Origin of the sequence: Methanomicrobium antiquum, assembly GCF_029633915.1 — an archaeon.
GTDB lineage: Archaea > Halobacteriota > Methanomicrobia > Methanomicrobiales > Methanomicrobiaceae > Methanomicrobium > Methanomicrobium antiquum.
Genome location: NZ_CP091092.1, coordinates 2014151 through 2032932, shown reverse-complemented (window position 1 = coordinate 2032932; position 18782 = coordinate 2014151). Strand labels below are relative to the sequence as shown.

General features: G+C 40.6%; 16 protein-coding genes. 4 read left to right on the top strand and 12 right to left on the bottom strand.

Annotation, left to right across the window (positions count from 1 at the left end; all coding sequences use genetic code 11):
• Window positions 1–10: 10 nt before the first annotated feature.
• The 3 genes from cas7g to cas3g are packed head-to-tail and all read right to left on the bottom strand — an operon-like array spanning window position 11 to window position 5887.
• Window positions 11–1045, bottom strand: a complete 1035-nt coding sequence (gene cas7g, locus L1994_RS09995; protein WP_278099297.1) for a type I-G CRISPR-associated RAMP protein Csb1/Cas7g — start codon at window positions 1043–1045, stop codon at window positions 11–13.
• Between the two features lie 14 nt (window positions 1046–1059).
• Window positions 1060–3477 (bottom strand): type I-G CRISPR-associated protein Cas8g1/Csx17, encoded by a 2418-nt coding sequence (gene cas8g1 / locus L1994_RS09990; protein ID WP_278099296.1) that lies wholly within the window; start codon window positions 3475–3477, stop codon window positions 1060–1062.
• Complete coding sequence (cas3g, locus tag L1994_RS09985; RefSeq protein WP_278099295.1) at window positions 3470–5887, bottom strand: type I-G CRISPR-associated helicase/endonuclease Cas3g; 2418 nt, start codon at window positions 5885–5887, stop codon at window positions 3470–3472. Before cas3g ends, cas8g1 begins: the two co-directional genes overlap by 8 nt.
• A 143-nt stretch (window positions 5888–6030) precedes the next feature.
• On the opposite strand from cas3g, the gene L1994_RS09980 reads away from it, so the two are divergent.
• The gene (locus tag L1994_RS09980; RefSeq protein WP_278099294.1) at window positions 6031–6831 is read left to right on the top strand and encodes an HFX_2341 family transcriptional regulator domain-containing protein; all 801 of its coding nucleotides are present in this window, start codon (window positions 6031–6033) and stop codon (window positions 6829–6831) included.
• 44 nt (window positions 6832–6875) lie between these two features.
• On the opposite strand, the gene L1994_RS09975 is transcribed toward L1994_RS09980, so the two are convergent.
• The 8 genes from L1994_RS09975 to L1994_RS09940 form a co-directional block, all read right to left on the bottom strand.
• On the bottom strand, window positions 6876–7145 hold the full coding sequence (locus tag L1994_RS09975) for a type II toxin-antitoxin system RelE family toxin (RefSeq protein WP_278099293.1): 270 nt from the start codon (window positions 7143–7145) through the stop codon (window positions 6876–6878).
• A 1-nt stretch (window position 7146) separates the two neighbouring features.
• Window positions 7147–7332, bottom strand: coding sequence for a DUF7557 family protein (locus L1994_RS09970; RefSeq protein ID WP_278099292.1), 186 nt, complete (start codon window positions 7330–7332; stop codon window positions 7147–7149).
• Between the two features lie 570 nt (window positions 7333–7902).
• Complete coding sequence (locus L1994_RS09965) at window positions 7903–9027, bottom strand: isocitrate/isopropylmalate dehydrogenase family protein (protein WP_278099291.1); 1125 nt, start codon at window positions 9025–9027, stop codon at window positions 7903–7905.
• 12 nt (window positions 9028–9039) lie between these two features.
• Window positions 9040–9507: a 3-isopropylmalate dehydratase small subunit gene (locus tag L1994_RS09960; protein WP_278099290.1), complete on the bottom strand. Its 468-nt coding sequence runs from the start codon at window positions 9505–9507 to the stop codon at window positions 9040–9042.
• Window positions 9508–9510: 3 nt separating this feature from the next.
• A complete protein-coding gene (locus L1994_RS09955; protein WP_278099289.1) occupies window positions 9511–10761 on the bottom strand; it encodes a 3-isopropylmalate dehydratase large subunit in 1251 nt (416 codons plus the stop codon).
• Between the two features lie 78 nt (window positions 10762–10839).
• Window positions 10840–11334 carry an acetolactate synthase small subunit gene (gene ilvN, locus L1994_RS09950; RefSeq protein ID WP_278099288.1) on the bottom strand — a complete coding sequence of 165 codons (495 nt, stop codon included), beginning with the start codon at window positions 11332–11334 and terminating at the stop codon, window positions 10840–10842.
• Window positions 11331–13025 carry a biosynthetic-type acetolactate synthase large subunit gene (gene ilvB, locus L1994_RS09945; RefSeq protein WP_278099287.1) on the bottom strand — a complete coding sequence of 565 codons (1695 nt, stop codon included), beginning with the start codon at window positions 13023–13025 and terminating at the stop codon, window positions 11331–11333. Before ilvB ends, ilvN begins: the two co-directional genes overlap by 4 nt.
• Window positions 13009–14511, bottom strand: a complete 1503-nt coding sequence (locus tag L1994_RS09940) for a 2-isopropylmalate synthase (RefSeq protein WP_278099286.1) — start codon at window positions 14509–14511, stop codon at window positions 13009–13011. The genes ilvB and L1994_RS09940 overlap by 17 nt, the downstream gene beginning before the upstream one ends.
• A 203-nt stretch (window positions 14512–14714) precedes the next feature.
• Between L1994_RS09940 and L1994_RS09935 the strand changes: the two genes are divergently transcribed.
• From L1994_RS09935 to L1994_RS09925, 3 genes are all read left to right on the top strand, one after another.
• Complete coding sequence (locus L1994_RS09935; protein WP_278099285.1) at window positions 14715–16268, top strand: 2-isopropylmalate synthase; 1554 nt, start codon at window positions 14715–14717, stop codon at window positions 16266–16268.
• A 107-nt stretch (window positions 16269–16375) separates the two neighbouring features.
• Complete coding sequence (gene ilvC, locus L1994_RS09930; RefSeq protein WP_278099284.1) at window positions 16376–17368, top strand: ketol-acid reductoisomerase; 993 nt, start codon at window positions 16376–16378, stop codon at window positions 17366–17368.
• Window positions 17369–17508: 140 nt separating this feature from the next.
• Entirely contained in the window at window positions 17509–17712 is a 204-nt protein-coding gene (locus L1994_RS09925) for a hypothetical protein (protein ID WP_278099283.1), read from the top strand.
• A gap of 338 nt (window positions 17713–18050) precedes the next feature.
• Here L1994_RS09925 and L1994_RS09920 read toward each other — a convergent pair whose 3' ends face one another.
• Complete coding sequence (locus tag L1994_RS09920; RefSeq protein ID WP_278099282.1) at window positions 18051–18578, bottom strand: Ig-like domain-containing protein; 528 nt, start codon at window positions 18576–18578, stop codon at window positions 18051–18053.
• Between the last annotated feature and the right edge of the window lie 204 nt (window positions 18579–18782).

Sequence of the window (18782 nt, the reverse complement as noted above, 5' to 3'; positions counted from 1 at the left end):
AGCTCCCATTTCAGTTAGTTTCATCTTCTTCATCTTTTGATTTTTTATCTTTCTTCTTGACTTCTGCTTTTAATTCAGTCACTGCCGGTTGTGCAAACAAACCTTTAGAGGCACATGCCTGAATTTTTTCCTGAACGATCTTTAAAAGTGAATCTTCAACAGGAATCACAAAACCGTCAGGATTTGTTACTCTGATATCATCCATGACAACAAAATCACATGCAGTTCTCAGCCTTAGTCCTTGGTTTAACAGTTTTCGGACTTTGTAAAGTCCAAGGGCAATAAGAAGTTCTTTTGCTTCATTTGGAAGACCATACCCTTCAAGCAATGAAATGTCAAAATTGAAGTAGGCAACAATACGGTCTGCTGTATATTCCATCCGGTGATATGGGACATTCCCATAGACATCTTTGTCATAATTCTCTGCCCTAATCTTGCCGGTTGGATCAAGAGGATTATTCTTTACACCTCCGGAAGCGACTTCATTTATTCCTTCAGCTTCAATAAAGCCAGTCAGGGCCCTTTGAACTTTGACCCTTCCATCCTCAAGGTTTGCCATAAATGCACCATGAATAAGGGAATTTGGATCATAATACAAAAATGCCGCTGCAATCTTTTTCCAGTCAAGAGGTTTTCCTTTTTCATAATTGGCTCTGTTCTTAAAGCCATTTTTAAAATCTTCATTACTGATAATGAACGGCGAGTTGATTCTGTGAGCTTCAATCAGTGAAGTAGTCCTGGTAGAATAATCGCCGCCATCTATCTGTCCTTCAAGATTCACACAAATATATGGAATACCTGTGAATTCATTTGCAATACCAATTCCGGATTCATCAAGAATTGTCGCTTCAAGACGGTTTGCAACCGACTGAGCCGATTCGACAAGAATCATACGCTTCCCGTCAGGTCTTTCGTAAACTGCCGCTCCCAGATCCGGAAATCCGGTGGGCTGAAATCTCTCGCCCTGAATAGGTTTCAATTCCGCTTCGATTAATAATCTTGGAGTCTTTGCAAGCTTTTCAAAATCAATATTTATTTCTGTCATTTTTTCACCTCAAATTAATTTTTGTCTTGTTCTTCTCTCAGTACTAACTTCTTAAGCCGCCATTCATCTCTTACAGGGATCAGAAGGGCGGCAGAAATTTGCAAACCATTGCCTCCATCAGGAAAAGATGAGGTAACAGGTATGAAATCCTTTGTTCGAAGTCTTCGATCGGCAATTGTGCAGGCATCCTTTATCCGTCCTGCACGAAGGAGTGGAATTATCGATGATTCAGGTTTAATGATAACCCGAACATCGGCTTTTTTTATGCCATCAGGCATGAATAACAGCTTAAGCAAAGCATAAGGTCTTGAAATCACACCTGAATTTTCTTTATCATTTCTATTCTTCTCCTTTTCAAAAAGAGTTTTATTCAATTCGGCTAGATCATCCTTTTTATTCCAGTTAATCCAGCTGAATCCAAAAAGAAGATTTTCGACAAGTGATTCATCGACATGCCCTTCAATGAACGCATTTATGTCTTTAGCTGAAAGATGGATTGCACCCCAAAGAGGGTTATGGTTTACTCCCAGCCTTTCTGCATCCATCATCCTTCTGGAGAGGACGGAACTTAGTCTTGCATAAATGGAGTTTCCTTCCCATGCAAACTGTCCTTTTCCTGTACTCCACAGGTAAGGTCTTTTAGGGTCTACCGGGGAAAGATTAGCCCTGATTGGACCTACACCCCCGGTAGATCTTATTGAGGCAATTGCCGCTGCAATTCTAACCTCAAGACTGCCGTCATCGGCAAACTCAATCCACCGGGGAGAAAGGCCTGATATTGGTCTTCTGATTATGGGTTCTGACGTACTCCCTGACCGGGATAAAAGTTTTTCAAATTGTCCGATTGCTGAGATAAGAGCTTTTACATTCGTTTTACCCCCATAAAGTAAACTATCATAGATCTTTTCATCAATTTTCCTCCTTGCGGATTTTAAGCTTGCAGGAATATTATCTCCCCGGAGTACAAAATCCACCGAAGACAATAACGGATTTAATTCCCGAATCAGAGAACTTTCTTCTTTATAATGAACATTGAAGACACCCGTAGGAAGAGCAAGGTAGTTATTACCTCTTCTTTCAAGGAGATTGTACCTTACGAAATCCGAAATTCCCCTGTCAACACTTAAAGAACGGACAGCCTCTGCAAATTCAATACTGTTCGCTGCCATGTTTCTACCGATATTTGCCCGCCCTTCACTCAAAAAAGACTTTAACTCCCTGTATTTAGTAGGATTTTTCCATACTGGTGCCCAGATTTCAGCACGTGATTTCTCATTTTCAGCAGATGAATTGTAACCTACCTGAACAGACCGGACAGTGAAAGGACTTCTGAGAAGAGAATCTCCTCTGGTTTTCAAATTCTTACTCTTAACTACAGAACTTGCCCAGGGAATTGTCCCCTCAAAAGTGAGAATAAAAGCCCAGGGATTGGCTTTAAATTCATCTTTATTCTCTATTCCATTTCCCTGATTAAATCCGCCGGTCCGGCTTGGATCATACTGTCCAATAGATATATTTTGAAGACAATCTGTCTTTTCATCAAAGATTGCATTCATCAAAAGGGTTTTAGAATACTCGGGCTGTTCAATAAGCAGGTTTACAATACAGCTCATAAAATTATTCGAAAATTCAAATCTTCCATCATTTCCACCTGTTCCAAGAATAGGAGGATATACTGCAGTACCATCTGGAGCAATTAAAGTTGATGCATCTATCCATTCAGCCACCTGATCATTCAAACGATCCCTGCTGGCAGAAATAATATCCTCCTTCCCTGAACTTTTCTTTTTCAAGAGAGTTTTTACGTTAGTTCTGATCTTCTTGACTTCCCTTAAAAGAATTTTTATGGCATCCGATTGCTTTTTCTCTTTATCTGAAGACTTTTTTGATGTTTTTGCCCTCTCTTCAAGCTCCGGGATAGTGTGTTTTAAAATTTCATCATCAGAAGTAAGATAAGGAATTTCAGAAATCGATCTTTCTGTTCTCTCCAAAAGTTCCAGAAAATCATCTTTGGTTTTCCCCTTCTTCTCGTTAGTTTCATTACGGAAAATAGTAATTAATTCTCTCAGTGGAACATCGGTATTGGGTATCTCAGGGAATGAACGAATTGTTTTGATGGTTTCACGATATGAAGATAAACGCTCGGAATCGTCCTTAATTATCGCATTTAAACTATCTACATTGTCCCCGTCATTAAATCCTGATCCACCATTCCACGGCGAAACAATAGGAGTCGGCCGGTATTCCTCAAGGAAGAAATTTACTAAACCTTCTTCATCAAGACAGGAATCAAGATGAAAAACACCAAGATCGTCCCACCAGCCTTTTGCATCGGGATCTTTTTGTTCGCTAACGAGCCTTAGTACAGCAAGAGCAGACAAATAAGCCGACATCGGCTCATAAGTACAGCCCTTCAGTGCCAAATCAGTCATTCTTTCCACCTCCACTTGCTCTTTCATCAGATGCTTTCATTAACGCCTCCATATATGCCAGCCTGAAAGGTCCGATATCTGGAGAATCCCTGAGGTTTAGAACTCTTGCAGACCAGCTTGGTCCTTTCCTGCCTTCTCCAAGATCCATAAATGAAAGGTCAATTTCAGTCTCCGGCAACTTAACACCTCCACCAAGATCTGTCTCAGGAACAATATCGCCATCCCAGACCCCGCGGGCATACCTCCTCTCCTTATCCAAAGGAACACATTCATCCGGCATTGACCTGATAGAGCCACGAACCTTTCCATGATGAGCGGCTGCAAGATATGCTGCCAAATCACTCTTACCGTTCATTAAAGCCAAAATACCGGAAGCAAGTTCGTGGCGGAAAAATTTCCTCCTTCCATCCTCATTACATTTATTAAGTCCGGGGTTACCCTTCCAGGCTCCTTTAGGTGCTTTAGCCGCAGGAGGATTTGAATAACTTTCCAATTCCTCATCTTTTATTAGAGCCTGAAATGATCTATGAGCCTTTCCTGCATCATGCCAGCGTGCACCATCAATAAGTGATCCAGAAAAATTTCCATCCAACCCAATTTTGTTCATTATTGATTCAATTTCTCTGCAAACTTCATCTGTATGTTCAGCAACAGACTCCCACTTACCTTCTGAAATATAATCAGAATAGGGTTTTTCAATACCCTTGTCTGCATGTGAAATCTCATCGACAGCCTTCTTTGATTTAAGATCCCATCCTTTTTCACTACTATAGCCGCCCTCTTTAGAGTCAAGCAACACTGTTACTCCTGGATAGATATCACTGTAATTTCCCTTTCTGACAACCTTCCATTCACCATCAAGGTGGTCCCAGATTCGGACTGTATGCTTATCCACCAGGTTTTTTATATCACTTACAGGAACAGAACATAATTCATCTCTGTGGGGCAGGCTATCATCAAATATTCCGGAATAATTAAAATCACGCCAGAATACTGAAAAATCCATCTCCTCATCATCGCGAATGTACCTTGAGATATCAATATCACTGCCGGTTAAATCAGGAGTTGTGTCAAAGAGTTCAAAGATCTCCTTCTTTCGAATAATTTGCTTATGAGTAAAATTTAGATCAACAGCTGGAAGATTTGCTGGTCCAACACTGCACCCTTCAAATTCTGTTAGAATATCATATGACTTTGAAAGTTCTTCTTCCGTATATGGGAGTGCTGAATTTTTCTTGTCTAATAAAACATCTATCCAGTAAATCTCCGCATCATCATATTCACCTGAACGGTTGCATCTTCCCAATCTCTGAACGAGAGATGACCATGGGCAAAGTTCTGTGAAAAGCACCTTTGCCGAAACATCAACTCCTGCTTCAATAACCTGTGTAGAAACAATTATAGTCCCAAATTCATTTGGCTCATCAAGAAGAGACTGCACAACCTTTTTTCTATCTGAAGGTCTGAACCTCGAATGGATTAAAACAAGTGAAGCATCCGGTTTTTTCTTCTCCAATGCTTCATATAGCTCAGTAGCCCTTTTTACGGTATTAACTACTACAAGAGTTCTATAGCCTGCTTTGTGTTTTGAAATAATCTCTTCAGCAAGTTCTTTTGGTTTGGTGGAATCGTGTTTTGCTTTCCTTAATATTTTAATCGCATTATTGCGTTTATTAACAAGAGGTTCTTTTAAATCATCCTCATCAAGTTTTTGAACTTTATTAATCTCTTTTTCAGGATTATAGTCCACAGTCTTTAACCACTCCTTATTCAGAGTTGCACTCATCCAGACCGATTTTGCGGGAAGTGAGTCAATCGTTCCAATTTTATTGCGGAATGCCTGGAGTTGCAGTGTTGTAGAAAGACCTTTTCCCATAAGCTGGATCTCGTCCATTACCCAGAGACAATCATTGTTCATGAGTCCAAAATGGGTTGGCCATCTATACCTGCTCATACCATATCCACGATTCAGGGCACGGGAAATCAACATATCCTGTGTTCCGATAATAATCGCATCTCTCTCCGGATAGAGATCCCAGTTGTGCTTGTCTTCCCCTCCCATCAAAACCGTAACAGAAATCTTCTCGCCATCATTTGTAGAATTTTTTCCAAGAAGATTTAGTTTATCAAGCCATTTCTCTACTTTATCCCTGGTTTGTTCGACAAGAACTCTCATTGGGAGGCAGAAAAAAAGTCTTCTTGGAGTAGAGTTCCGAACATCATTTCTTGGATCAAAGCGCCGTCTCCAAATCCATGCGAGAATAATTGCATCGGTTTTTCCAAGCCCGGTTGGAACTTCAATAACTTCAGGAAAATTATCTGATGTTGCTAATTTCTCCTGATATGGGTATGGCAGATGCCCTGTTGCATCTCGAAAAAATTGTTGATATTCATTTGAACTAGAACTCATTGAAAAATCCCCTAAAATACAATTTATATTATTGGATCTTTAAAATCCAAAATAAATGTATATTTTTTTGTCTATAACAGACTCTATAAACTTAACTAAAGACGTCCAAGAATTTATATTTATTAACGGAAATTATGTTAATAATGGAATTTACAACAAAATTGTTAAACCCAAAAAGAGTTCACATTGCCCCTGTTGGGTTTGAAATTGATCGTGTCGTTATTCCGGTAATTCGGATGAATGCAGACAGGCTATATCTGTTAATTGATAAAGATGAAAATGACAAAGGAGCTTATTGTGTAAATGAGATTAAAAGACAACTGAAAGAAAAATCAACAGGACTGGATGTTATTGATATAAAAACTGATTTTAAAAATCTGAAATTGTATGATACATTAAAAGCCTATAGAGAAATATTACAGGAAGAGAAAGAGAATCATATTTTTATCAATGTATCAACAGGATCAAAAATTCATTCAATTGCGGGAATGATGATCTCGATGATCTTCAAAGAAGAACACATCTCAGTTTTACCTTATTATGTCCAACCGGAAAAATATGAACTTGAACCTGAAATGGGAGAACAATTGACAAGCGGTTTTAAAAATATACAAATTCTTCCGGAATACAGAATAGAAAAACCATCTGACAGCTTAATAAAAGTGCTTGCAATAATCAGTAAAAATATGATATATGATTCAGAAGGCGGCTCAAAGGGTCTTAATAAAAAAATAGTGATTGAGATATTAGAGCGGGAAAAAATAACTCTTGTTGAAGAAAAGGTAAAAAACGAGGTTCCTGCAAAATACAGGGCACTGGAAAGACGTTATATAGATCCCCTTTTGAAATGGAAATACATCGAAATTGAAAAAAGGAACAGAAAATCATTGATTCATATCACTCAGGAAGGAAAAGACGCCCTTCACTTTTTATACAACTCATAGAGACTGACTGGCTCTTTACATATAGTAATTATATTCAATTTTTTTTATCTTTTATATGCTGTTTTTCTGTCTGCAATCTTTAACAATTTAATTTCATTATTACCAATGTAAAAAAAGATTCTATAATCTCCTACTCTCAGTCTGTATTTTTTAGGAGTCATATTTTTTAACTGCTTAATATCTACATTTGGCCGGGATGTAAAAGGATCCTCTATTAGACCTGCAAGAGCTTCCTTAACTCTCTTTTTGGTTGCATCATCCAGGAGGCTTAACTCTTTTCTGAATCTCTTTGTAGCAAGAAGGGAGTAAGTCATATTATATAGCTTCCAAATCTAAAGGTGTGAATTCTTCATTTTCTAAAATATCATTTAATTCAGCATCTAATTTTTTGGTGCAATAATAAGTTAGGAGCCGATCAACAATATCGTTGTATGATTCACCTTTACGACCAATTTTCTTAAGCTCCTGTTTAAGTTCATCGTCCACAGTGATGGTTGGCATGATCATTATTATGGCCTGACATTCTTAAAATTTTTGTGAGTATGCAAAATCTCATCTCTTGCAACACCTGAATGGTTTTTCTTTCAGCAAAGGACAGTCTTTATTCAATCATTATCGGGTAGCGTTCCTTTTTGATTTGTTACTTGTTTTTTCCAATTATGAAAACTCATAATCTATTAAGTAAACCTTAAATAGGTCCGTAAAACAGGTCAAAACGCCTGTTTTGAGACCTTCATACAAGCCCTGTATCATACTTTCTCAACACTCTTCAATGTAAACATCCTCTGAAAATAAGGGGCAATAGAATGCCACTATATCTACGCAATTAGGGCTTGGTTATCTCTTAAACCGTCGTATAGAGTGTATTTATCAGGGGTATCTGAAGCATCCGGTAAAACGGCAAAACAAGCTTAAATCAGGGATTTTTGGGGCTGTCCTCCTCCTGTAAAAAGGGGCTCTGTCATTAGATATAACATATAAAAACCTGAATTAATGATCCTTAACAGGATTTTAAAAAACATAAATAGCTTATTATTAAGCAGTATTTTAAAAAATAAAAAAACCGGGTTTTTATTTATTCAAAATATCTTTTGCAATCCACTCGCCAATCTCATTCGTTCCCATCGAACCGCCCATATCGCGGGTTACAGCGCCTTTCTCAATCGAGTGCTCAATTGATGAAACAACCGCCGCCGCCGCCTCTTTTTCTCCGAGAGTATCGAGTAAAAGGCTTCCTGCCCAGATTGTAGCAAGAGGATTTGCAACATTTTGTCCTTTATATTTGGGAGCGGAGCCGTGAATCGGCTCAAACATGGACGTTCCATCAGGATTAATGTTTCCGCCCGGAGCAAGCCCTAATCCTCCCTGGATCATCGCACCAAGATCTGTTATGATATCGCCAAACATATTTGGCGTTACAACAACATCGAACCACTCCGGGTTTTTGACAAACCACATCGTAATTGCGTCAACGAAGTTATAATCGGTAGAAACCGCCGGATAATTAATCTTAGTCTCCTCAAAGACCTCACGCCACAGACCGTAAACATCAGTTAAAACATTAGCCTTGTCAACCGATGTCAGCTTCTTATCACGTGTCATAGAAAGATCAAATGCATACTCCATCACACGCTTTGAGCCCTGCCGGCTTACAACTCCAATCTGGTATGCAAGCTCATCGGCATCTGTCTCAACATCAATGCCGAATTTGACATTATACAAATCGCGTAATACAGACAGCTCATCCCTTTGTTTTCCGGATTTTACCCTTGAACCGATTCCGACATAGAAATCCTCGGTGTTCTCACGGACTACAACAAAGTCAATATCTGATGGTTTTTTGTTTGCAAGCGGAGTAGAAACACCTTTCAAAAGCTTAATCGGCCGGAGATTCACGTACTGATCAAAGTAAAACCGAAGAGCAAGCAAAATTCCCTTCTCCAAAATTCCGGGCTTTACCCTGTCATCACCGATTGAGCCAAAGTAGATGGTTGAAAACTTTGAAAGCTCCTTTAACTCATCCTCTGAAATAAGCTCACCGGTCTTTAAATATCTCTCAGCACCGGTATCATAATCAGTCCAGTCTATATCAAAGCCGAACTTCTCTCCTGCAGAATCAAGAACTTTTCTGCCCTCTGCAATAATTTCAGGCCCTATTCCGTCTCCCGGCATGCAGGCCGCTTTATATGTCGTCATAAAAATTCCCAATCACTTATTTTTTGCATATTCAACAAGACCGCCGGCATGAACAATCCTCATCATAAAATCAGGGATTGGCTCAAGTGTATATCTCTTCGAGTCAGCCTCAATATATGACTCCTCTAAATTAACAAAGACTTTGGCACCGTCAGAAATTTCATCTGTATCTGCACAGACAACAGGTAAAACACCTGTATTAATTGCATTTCTGTAAAATATTCTCGCAAACGACTTTGCAACAACAAACTCAATCCCACATCCTTTTAGTGCAAGAGGTGCATGCTCACGCGAAGAACCACAGCCAAAATTCCGCCCTGCAACAATTATATCGCCTGGCTTTGCTTTTTTGGAAAAATCATCGCGTGTTCCCTCAAATGCATGTTCTGCAAGCTCTTTTGGATCATAAATTGTCAGAAATCTGCCCGGAATTATTGCATCTGTATCAACATCATCGCCAAACTTCCATGCTCTTGGCATATCTCACACCTCCCTTGGATCAGTAATTTTTCCCTTAACTGCACTTGCCGCCGCTGTCGCAGGCGAAGATAAATAAACAAAACTTTCAGTGCTTCCCTGCCTGCCCCTGAAATTTCTGTTTGACGTTGATAAAGAGACCTCGCCCGGTGCCAAAAGACCAAAAGCGCCTCCCATACACGGCCCACAGCATGGAGCCTCAACAAGCGCTCCAGCGTCCACAAACTTCTCAATAAGACCAGCCTTTAAGACTTTTAAGTATTCATCCTTTGATGCAGGAACTATTATCACCCTGACATCATCTGCAAATTTATCATCGCCTAAAACCTCAGCCGCCTCTAAAAAGTCCTCATATCTTCCGTTTGTGCACGACCCTATAAAGACCTGATCGATATGGCGTCCGGCAACCTCTGAAACATCGACAACATTGTCAACATTATGAGGAACAGCGACTTTTGGATTGATTTCTCCGATATCGTAGCTTTTAACCTCAAAAAATTCAGCATCTGAATCACTTGAAAGACTAAACGGAGTGCACTCACATCTTCCTTTAAGATAATCCCATGTTTTTTTGTCCGGCGGCACAATTCCTGCCTTTGCTCCCATCTCAATTGCCATATTCGAACATGTCATCCTTCCCGGAATATCCATATCAGAAAATGCACTCCCGGTAAATTCAAGCGCCCTGTAGGTTGCACCATCTGCTCCAATATCGCCTGCAAGGTTTAAGATGAGATCTTTTGGGCCGACTCTGCTCTGAAATTTACCAAAGGCCTCGATTTTTATCGTATCAGGAATCCTGAAATAGAGTTCGCCGAATTTAAGGGCATATGCCATGTCTGTTGAGCCGATTCCGGTTGAAAAAGCACCAAGTGCTCCGTATGCACATGTATGTGAATCAGACCCGACAACAATATCGCCAGGTTTCACCCTTCCCTTCTCAGGCACAACCTGGTGGCAGACGCCCTCTTTTATATCGTAGTTGTGTATTCCCTGCTCTTTTGCAAACTTTCTCATCATAACATGATTTTCCGCTGCACTTATGGAGTCTGCCGGAATCTGGTGGTCAAAAAGCATTATGACTTTATCAGGGTCAAACACTTTTTCTCCTTCCATCTCATGAAAGACGTTTATAGCAAGAGGCCCTGTGATATCATGTATCATACAGCCGTCAACCGGCGCCATCACAACCTCGCCTGCACTGCAGTCTCTTTTACAGTGCTTTGAAAATATCTTCTCTGTTATAGTAAATCCCATATCAATCAGTCTTTTTTTCTAATTGTAAATTTTGCTCTTTTAAAATTTCTTCTGCCGGAAAAAATTTGAATTTTAGAGTTATTTATCCTGAAGACTTCCTCTTTGAAGAGCAACCCTTCCTGTCCGGACAAGCTCCAAAATACCGTAGGGCTTTAGAAGATTTTCTATCGCCAAAATCTTTTCCGTATCTCCGGTTATCTCCAGAACAATTGTCTTTTGGCCGACATCAATTATTTTAGCCCTGAATATGCCTGCTATCTGCATAACCTCTGATCTGGAAATGTTAGGCTCGGCATGGACCTTTATCAGTGCAAGTTCACGCTCAACATGATCTTTTTCTGTAATATCAGTGATTTTTATTACATCAATCAGTTTGTTGAGCTGTTTTTTCACCTGCTCAATGTGAGTATCGTCTCCGTAGACTACAATTGTAATCCTGCTCATACCCGGCTCTTCGCAGGTGCCGACAGCCAGACTTTCGATATTAAATCCCCGTCTGGAAAAAAGCCCTGAAACTCTTGCAAGAACTCCTGACTTGTTCTCAACAAGAACGCTTATTATATGCTGTTTCATCTCTCCTCTCCGTTTGGATTGTGCTTTCCAATCATCTCGCTAATCGCCGCTCCTGCCGGAACCATTGGAAATACATTTTCTTCACGCTCGATTCTGAAATCAAGCAGATAAGGCCCGTCATAATTAATAGCAGTTCTTAAGGCGTCTTCGACATCCTCTGCATTATCTATTCTCCGGCCACAAATTCCGTATGCCGCGGCAATTCCGACAAAGTCAACAGGCGGAAGCTCTGTGTATGAGTATCTTTTGTCATAGAAAAGCTCCTGCCACTGCCTTACCATTCCTAAGTACATATTGTTTAAAATTACAATCTTTACCGGAATGTTATATTGTGCAACAGTTCCAAGCTCCTGGATATTCATCTGAAAACTGCCGTCACCTGCAATAACACAGACTGTCTCGGAAGGCTTCGCATAATGTGCACCAATCGCCGCCGGAAACCCAAATCCCATCGTTCCAAGACCACCTGAGCTTATCCACTGGCGTGGTCTTTTAAACCCGTAATACTGTGCAGCCCACATCTGATTCTGCCCGACCTCGCTTACGATTATGCCTTCTCCGTTTAAAATTTCAGAGAGCTTTTTTATAATGTACTGCGGGTGAAGCTTTCCGTCCATATCCAGTCGTAAGGGGTGGTTTTCCTGCCATAATCTGACTTTTTTAAGCCACGGATCGCATGAACACCTTTTGTCTTTGGCAATCAGAATAAGATCTGAAAGAACTGATTTTGCATCGCCTACAATCGGAACATCAGGATTTTTGTTCTTGCCGATTTCTGCTGGATCTATATCTATGTGTATTATCTTTGCATTGGGGGCAAACTCACTTAATTTTCCTGTAACCCTGTCGTCAAAGCGTGCTCCGATGGCAATTAAGAGATCGCACTCTGTAATTGCATAGTTTGCATATTCTGTTCCGTGCATGCCAAGCATACCGAGATTTAACGGATGGTCTGCCGGAAGTGCTCCAAGTCCCATCATGGTAGTCGTTACAGGAATGCAAAACATATCAGAAAAACTCAAAAGCTCATCTGACGCTCCTGAAGAGATAACGCCGCCGCCGGCGTAGATTACAGGTTTTTTCGCCTCACAGATTAGATCAACTGCCTTTTTTATCTGTTTTGAGTGCCCCTTTATCTTTGGCCTGTATCCTCTGAGTTCAGGCTCTTTTGTGATGACATCAGCCTCATTTACCTTGTCAGTCAGCACGTCCTTTGGAAGATCTATTAAAACAGGCCCTTTTCTTCCTGTTCCCGCAATTAAAAAAGCGGATTTGACTGTTAATTTTATCTCTTTTGCAGATTTTACGAGATAATTGTGCTTTGTGACAGGCATTGTTATTCCTGTTATATCAGACTCCTGGAAAGCATCGTTTCCAAGCATCTGAGTCGGAACCTGGCCTGTTAATGCAACAACCGGAACTGAGTCCATGTTTGCGGTTGCAATACCTGAAATAAGGTTACATGCACCCGGACCTGAGGTTGAGAGGCACACGCCCACTTTTCCGCTCGCTCTTGCATATCCGTCAGCCGCGTGAACTGCGGCCTGTTCGTGCCTTACAAGAATGTGCTTTAAGTCTGCGTCATAAAGTTCGTCATAAATCGGAAGGACTGATCCTCCCGGATATCCGAAAATTATCTCTGCTCCCTCTTCCTTTAAGCTTTCAATTAGTATTTTAGCCCCGGTTTTCATTTTCATTCCTCAAAAGCCTGTTCATTCCGGCTAATACAGCCTCAACACTGGCCTCTACTATATCTGTTCTTGCACCTCTGGAGGTAATTACTCTTCCGTCTTTCCTAAGCTTTACAGTAACATCCACCATAGCATCAGCACCGCCTGTTATGGCATCGACATGATACTCTTCAAGTTTTATATCGCCAAGCATGGCAACAGACTGTGAAAGCACATTTATTGTTGCATCCACAGGCCCTGTTCCTGTTGCGGCGCCTGTTACCTTCTGTCCGTTTACAACCATTGTTGCAGATGCTGTCGGTATCGCATTGCTTCCTGAAACAACCGTAAACTGCCTGAGGCTTATTACCGGTTTACATTCTAAAAGCATTACAGAATCCGCAATTGCCATTACATCCGCATCTGTCACTTTTCTTCCCTTATCGCCGACCTGCTTGACCCTTGCGACAATCTCTGCAAGTTGTTTGTCATTTGGTGAGTATCCAAGCTCGTTTAAGGCTGACTGAACAGAAGCAGTTCCTGAATGTTTCCCAAGAACAATCCTTCTTTTTCTCCCTACAGTCTCAGGACTCATCGGCTCATATGTGGATGCGTCACGCAATAGGCCGTGTGCATGGATTCCGCTCTCGTGCGTAAATGCCATTGAACCGACAATCGGCTTGTTTGTTGCAAGCGGAACCTTTGTAAGCTGTGATACAAGTGTCGAGAGAGAATAGATTCTCTTCTTGTCAATTCCGGTATCGTAGTTATATAGCTTTTCAAGCACCATGACCACCTCTTCAAAAGGTGTGTTTCCGGCTCGCTCTCCCATTCCGTTTATTGTTGTATGGGCGCAGGATGCACCTGCCTTTAATGCGGAAATTGTGTTTGAAAGTGCAAGGCCGAGGTCATTGTGGCAGTGGATGCTTAAAGGTGCAAGCACAAGGGGCGGAATCATCTCTGAAACCCTCTCCGGCGTTAAAAGACCGACCGTATCGCAAAAGCAAAGTCTGTCTGCGCCTGCCGAGACTCCGTCTCTGAAAAGTTCTGAAAGAAACGTCTGGTCGGCACGTGATGCGTCCTCGCCTGAAAGCTCAACGATTAGGCCTCTTTCTTTGGCGTATGAGACAGCGTCCATCGCCATTTTATAGACCTCGTCACGGTTTTTGCCAAGCTTTTTTGTTATATGCAAATCTGAAACAGGAACCACAAGATGAACCGAGTCTGCACCACATTTGACTGCAAGATCAATGTCTTCTTTTTTTGCACGTGAATATGTACAGATTTCAGCTTTAAATCCGGCATCAGATATGAGCCGTAAAGCCTCCCTTTCACCGTCAGATGCGATGGCAGAGCCTGCCTCAATTACATCAACACCAATAAGGGATAATTCTTCAGCTATCTTAAGTTTCTGTTCTGGCGTTAAAGAAACGCCGGGCGTCTGTTCCCCGTCACGAAGGGTCGTGTCAAGGAAACGGATTTTATTATTGCCAAATAAAACACTCACTCATGGGAATAAACTCCATTCATATTTATCCTGCAGTAACTATATAAACATTGTGCAGAATCTCCATTTTCATGCACCATGTGGCCAACACTACAGCATCAGATCGCACCACTAAAGAATAACATCTGCTGAGTATGCACCACATAAGAAACCTTTATATCTGCATAATACAATGTATTTGAGTATGTCTCAAAAAGACGGGATTGGAGAAGTCACTGCGAAAGTGGCAGATCGCTTTCTTTGGCGATAAAAGTATAGTTGACAGCGAAAAAGCAGTTACAATTTTTGACACCACACTCCGTGATGGTGAACAGACGCCCGGTGTGTCCTTCACACTTGAGCAAAAGATTAAAATTGCGCATCAGCTCTCTGATATTGGCGTTGATGTGATTGAAGCAGGTTTTCCGGCATCATCGGATGTCGAATTTGAGACCGTAAAAAAAATTTGTGAAGAGGGTATCCGCCCGAAAATCTGTGGACTTGCACGCTCTGTTAAGTCAGATGTGGACAGGTGTATAGAAGCCGGCGTTGATATGGTTCATGTTTTCATTCCTACATCAGAGATTCAGAGAACCCACACAATCAAAAAGTCTCATGCAGAAGTTCTGGAAATTACAAGAGAGATTATCTCTTATACCCGGTCAAAATGCAGTCTTGTGATGTTTTCACCGATGGATGCGACCAGAACAGACCCAAAAGAGTTAATTGAGGTCTGCAGGGTTGCAGATGAGGCAGGTGCAACAATTATCAATCTTCCTGATACTGTTGGTATATGCACACCCTCGATGATGAAACCGCTTGTAGAGATGGTTCGCAAAAACGTAAAGTGCAGAATTGATGTTCACTGCCACAACGATTTCGGACTTGCGGTTGCAAACACAATCGCGGCAGTTGAGGGCGGTGCAGATCAGGTTCAGGTCACAATCAACGGTATTGGCGAAAGAGCAGGAAATGCCGATATTGCACAGACTGTTATGATAATGGAGTCCATTTACAAAATTAAAACTAATATCATAACCGAAAGGCTTGTTGAAACATCCAGACTGGTTTCAAGATTTGCCCAGATACCGGTTCTTCCGATTCAGCCGGTTGTCGGCGAAAATGCATTTTCGCATGAGAGCGGAATCCACTCACATGGAGTTATGGCAAATCCGGGCACTTTTGAGCCGGGAATAATGACGCCGGAGATGGTCGGGCACAGAAGGCGTTTAAAGCTTGGGAAGCATGTCGGAAAGCACGCTGTTAAGCAGATGTTAATGGATGCAAATATAAATCCCAAAGATTCTGAGCTGGATATTATTGTCGCAAAGGTAAAAGAGGTTTCAGGACGGGGCAAAAAGGTTACAGAATCAGATCTTTATGAGATTGCAGACAGCATTACAGGCACAGGAAGTCAGGAAAAGGCAGTTGTCTTAGACGACATCTCAATATTTACAGGAAACCATGCAATTCCGACAGCAAGTGTCAGGGCAATTGTAAACGGCAGAAATTTAATCTGCTCTAAAACCGGTGACGGTCCGGTTGATGCCGCAATGAAGGCGCTTTTAGGGATTGCGCCGGGAAATGTCTTACTAAAGAGCTATCAGGTCGAGGCTATATCCGGCGGAAGTGATGCATTAGGCTGTGTTACAATAGAAGTTGAGGATGACAGGGGAAGAATTTTTGATGCCTCCGCTTCAAACTCTGATATTGTCATTGCATCGGCAGAGGCGATGGTAAACGCTTTAAATGTTGTTTACAGAACCGGCAGTCTTTAAATGAATAATTTAAATGAAAAAAACATTACAGATTAAACGGGAAAAACTAATATCCCTATGAAGAATGTAATAATTTGAAAACAGAAGATTAAAAAAGGGATTTTAAAATGATGGAAAAATATTATGAGTCAGATGCGGATCTTGGAGATCTCGCAGGAAAAACCATAGCAGTAATCGGATATGGTTCACAGGGCAGAGGGCAGGCTTTAAACTTAAAAGACAGTGGTCTTGATGTAATCATTGGAATAAGGCCTGGGAAAAGCAGAGAACAGGCAGAAAAAGACGGACTTAGTGTTTTTGATGTCTCTGAAGCGGCCAGACGTGCAGATGTCATTCAGATTCTGCTTCCGGATGAAAATCAGGCACAGGTTTACAAAAACGAGATTATGCCTTACCTCTCTGAAAATAAGTGTCTTATGTTCTCGCACGGATTCAACATCCATTACGGCCAGATTATTCCGCCAAAAGATGTTGATGTTGTAATGGTTGCACCAAAAGGTCCCGGACACATGGTCAGAAGGACATTTGAAGAGGGAAAAGGTGTTCCTGCACTCATTGCAATCGAGCAGGATTATACAGGTAATGCAAAAAAGATTGCACTTGCATATGCCAAAGGAATCGGCGGCACACGTGCTGTTGTTCTTGAAACATCCTTCCGCGAAGAGACTGAGACAGATCTCTTTGGCGAACAGGCAGTTCTCTGTGGAGGCGTAACATCGCTTATCAAAGCAGGATTTGAGACTCTTGTCGGCGCAGGATATGCACCTGAGATGGCATACCTGGAAGTTCTTCATGAGATGAAGCTTATTGTTGACCTCATATATGAAGGCGGATTTACAAATATGCGTGATTCCATCTCAAATACTGCCCAGTATGGTGATATTACACGCGGCCCGCGGGTTGTTGGAAAAGAATCCTACGAGGCAATGGACGAAATCCTCTGCGAAATCCAGACAGGAGAGTTTGCAAAGGAATGGATTCTTGAGAATATGGTAAACAGACCTGTATTTAATGCACTGACACGCTCGGATGAGGAGCATTTAATAGAAGAAGTCGGAGCAGAGATTCGCTCGATGATGCCTCAGTTCAGAAAGGACTAAAGAAATAACTAAAAGAACTAAAGACTGACTGAAAAATCCCGGAAATAATGTGTTAATTCCGGCACAAAAAGTCATGAAGATTTGGAAAACCTCATTTAAGAAAAAAATAAATACTTTTTTTAAAAATTTTGGAAATTTACATGAAATGCAGATTTTTTTTTAAGCATGAAAATGAGTTGTGCGAATTTGAGTTTTTAAAAGGCACTATTTTATCTGAGATACTGCTTTTAAAAGACGTAATACCTGACACTGTCATAATTTTAAAGGATAATATCAGTGTTCCTGAAGATATGGAGGCTGAAGAGGCAGATTATGTTGTGCTTACCACATCCTCAAGAGGATAAAGGACAGGATAAGAAAATGGGGATGAAACAAAGGGGATAAAGGAGAGGATAAGAAAATGGGGATGGAGCACAGCAAAAAAACATGGTAATGAAACAGAAATAATAAACAGGGTAATAAAACAGGGTAAAAAAACATATTAATGAAACAGAAATAATAAACAGGGTAATAAAACAGGGTAAAAAAACAAATTAATGAAACAGAATAATAAACAGGGTAATAAAACAGGGTAATAAAACAGGGTAAAAACATATTAATGAAACAGAATAAGAACACAGAATATTAAAAAACACAGGATAAAAGAAAATAAAAATTATGAATCTTTCCGGGATAAAAAGACTCAGTTTTGATTATCATCTTCTTCGGACTCTTCGCTAATACATGGATAGGGGTTTGTAACAGTAATCATCGTGTGTGCTGAATAGTATGCATCACCTGTATTTTCGTTTTCTGCCGCACATCCTATCAATATTGTTCCATAATCGCCGTTTACAGAAAGTGCCGGTCGAAAAATTGCAATTCCTTTTTCATTTGTTTGTGCCTCGCCAATATACCTGTCAACATTTACTCCTGACAATTCAAGACTCGAAAAGAAATAAACAGTCTGGTTTGCGATTGGATTGCCCAAATTATCCTTTGCTATCGCAGAAATCCATGCTTTATCGCCGCTTTTTATGTTCTTACTTTTAGCATAAATCTCAAGAAAAATTTCATCATTAGAATTTTCATTGGAATCTTCTAAACTATTCCCGCCCGAAATAACTTCCTGCTGTCCGGCCTGTGCGGATTGTGCTGATGCAGGAATGCATAGCGAAATTACAAGACATATAAATACGGCTGTAAAAAATCTTTTTAATTTAAAATTCATCTGATATATCACCTTTTTTTAAAAAACGTCAATGATAATTTCTTTCATGAACTATTTTTTTAAAATACAGTTCCTCTGTATAATTAATTTAAATGACTTCTATAAATCAGAGTAAAATATCAAAGGTCAGATCTTATAACCAAAGAGTTTTGCAGACTATACTATAAGGAGAATCATCTTACTGTTTTGGCAGATGAACAACTC

Excerpts from the sequence above, each read along its gene's own strand:
- cas7g (WP_278099297.1), bottom strand. The coding sequence starts at position 1,045 with ATGACAGAAATAAATATTGATTTTGAAAAGCTTGCAAAGACTCCAAGA.
- cas8g1 (WP_278099296.1), bottom strand. The coding sequence starts at position 3,477 with ATGACTGATTTGGCACTGAAGGGCTGTACTTATGAGCCGATGTCGGCT.
- cas3g (WP_278099295.1), bottom strand. The coding sequence starts at position 5,887 with ATGAGTTCTAGTTCAAATGAATATCAACAATTTTTTCGAGATGCAACA.
- L1994_RS09980 (WP_278099294.1), top strand. The coding sequence starts at position 6,031 with ATGGAATTTACAACAAAATTGTTAAACCCAAAAAGAGTTCACATTGCC.
- L1994_RS09975 (WP_278099293.1), bottom strand. The coding sequence starts at position 7,145 with ATGACTTACTCCCTTCTTGCTACAAAGAGATTCAGAAAAGAGTTAAGC.
- L1994_RS09970 (WP_278099292.1), bottom strand. The coding sequence starts at position 7,332 with ATGCCAACCATCACTGTGGACGATGAACTTAAACAGGAGCTTAAGAAA.
- L1994_RS09965 (WP_278099291.1), bottom strand. The coding sequence starts at position 9,027 with ATGACGACATATAAAGCGGCCTGCATGCCGGGAGACGGAATAGGGCCT.
- L1994_RS09960 (WP_278099290.1), bottom strand. The coding sequence starts at position 9,507 with ATGCCAAGAGCATGGAAGTTTGGCGATGATGTTGATACAGATGCAATA.
- L1994_RS09955 (WP_278099289.1), bottom strand. The coding sequence starts at position 10,761 with ATGGGATTTACTATAACAGAGAAGATATTTTCAAAGCACTGTAAAAGA.
- ilvN (WP_278099288.1), bottom strand. The coding sequence starts at position 11,334 with ATGAAACAGCATATAATAAGCGTTCTTGTTGAGAACAAGTCAGGAGTT.
- ilvB (WP_278099287.1), bottom strand. The coding sequence starts at position 13,025 with ATGAAAACCGGGGCTAAAATACTAATTGAAAGCTTAAAGGAAGAGGGA.
- ilvC (WP_278099284.1), top strand. The coding sequence starts at position 16,376 with ATGATGGAAAAATATTATGAGTCAGATGCGGATCTTGGAGATCTCGCA.
- L1994_RS09925 (WP_278099283.1), top strand. The coding sequence starts at position 17,509 with ATGAAATGCAGATTTTTTTTTAAGCATGAAAATGAGTTGTGCGAATTT.
- L1994_RS09920 (WP_278099282.1), bottom strand. The coding sequence starts at position 18,578 with ATGAATTTTAAATTAAAAAGATTTTTTACAGCCGTATTTATATGTCTT.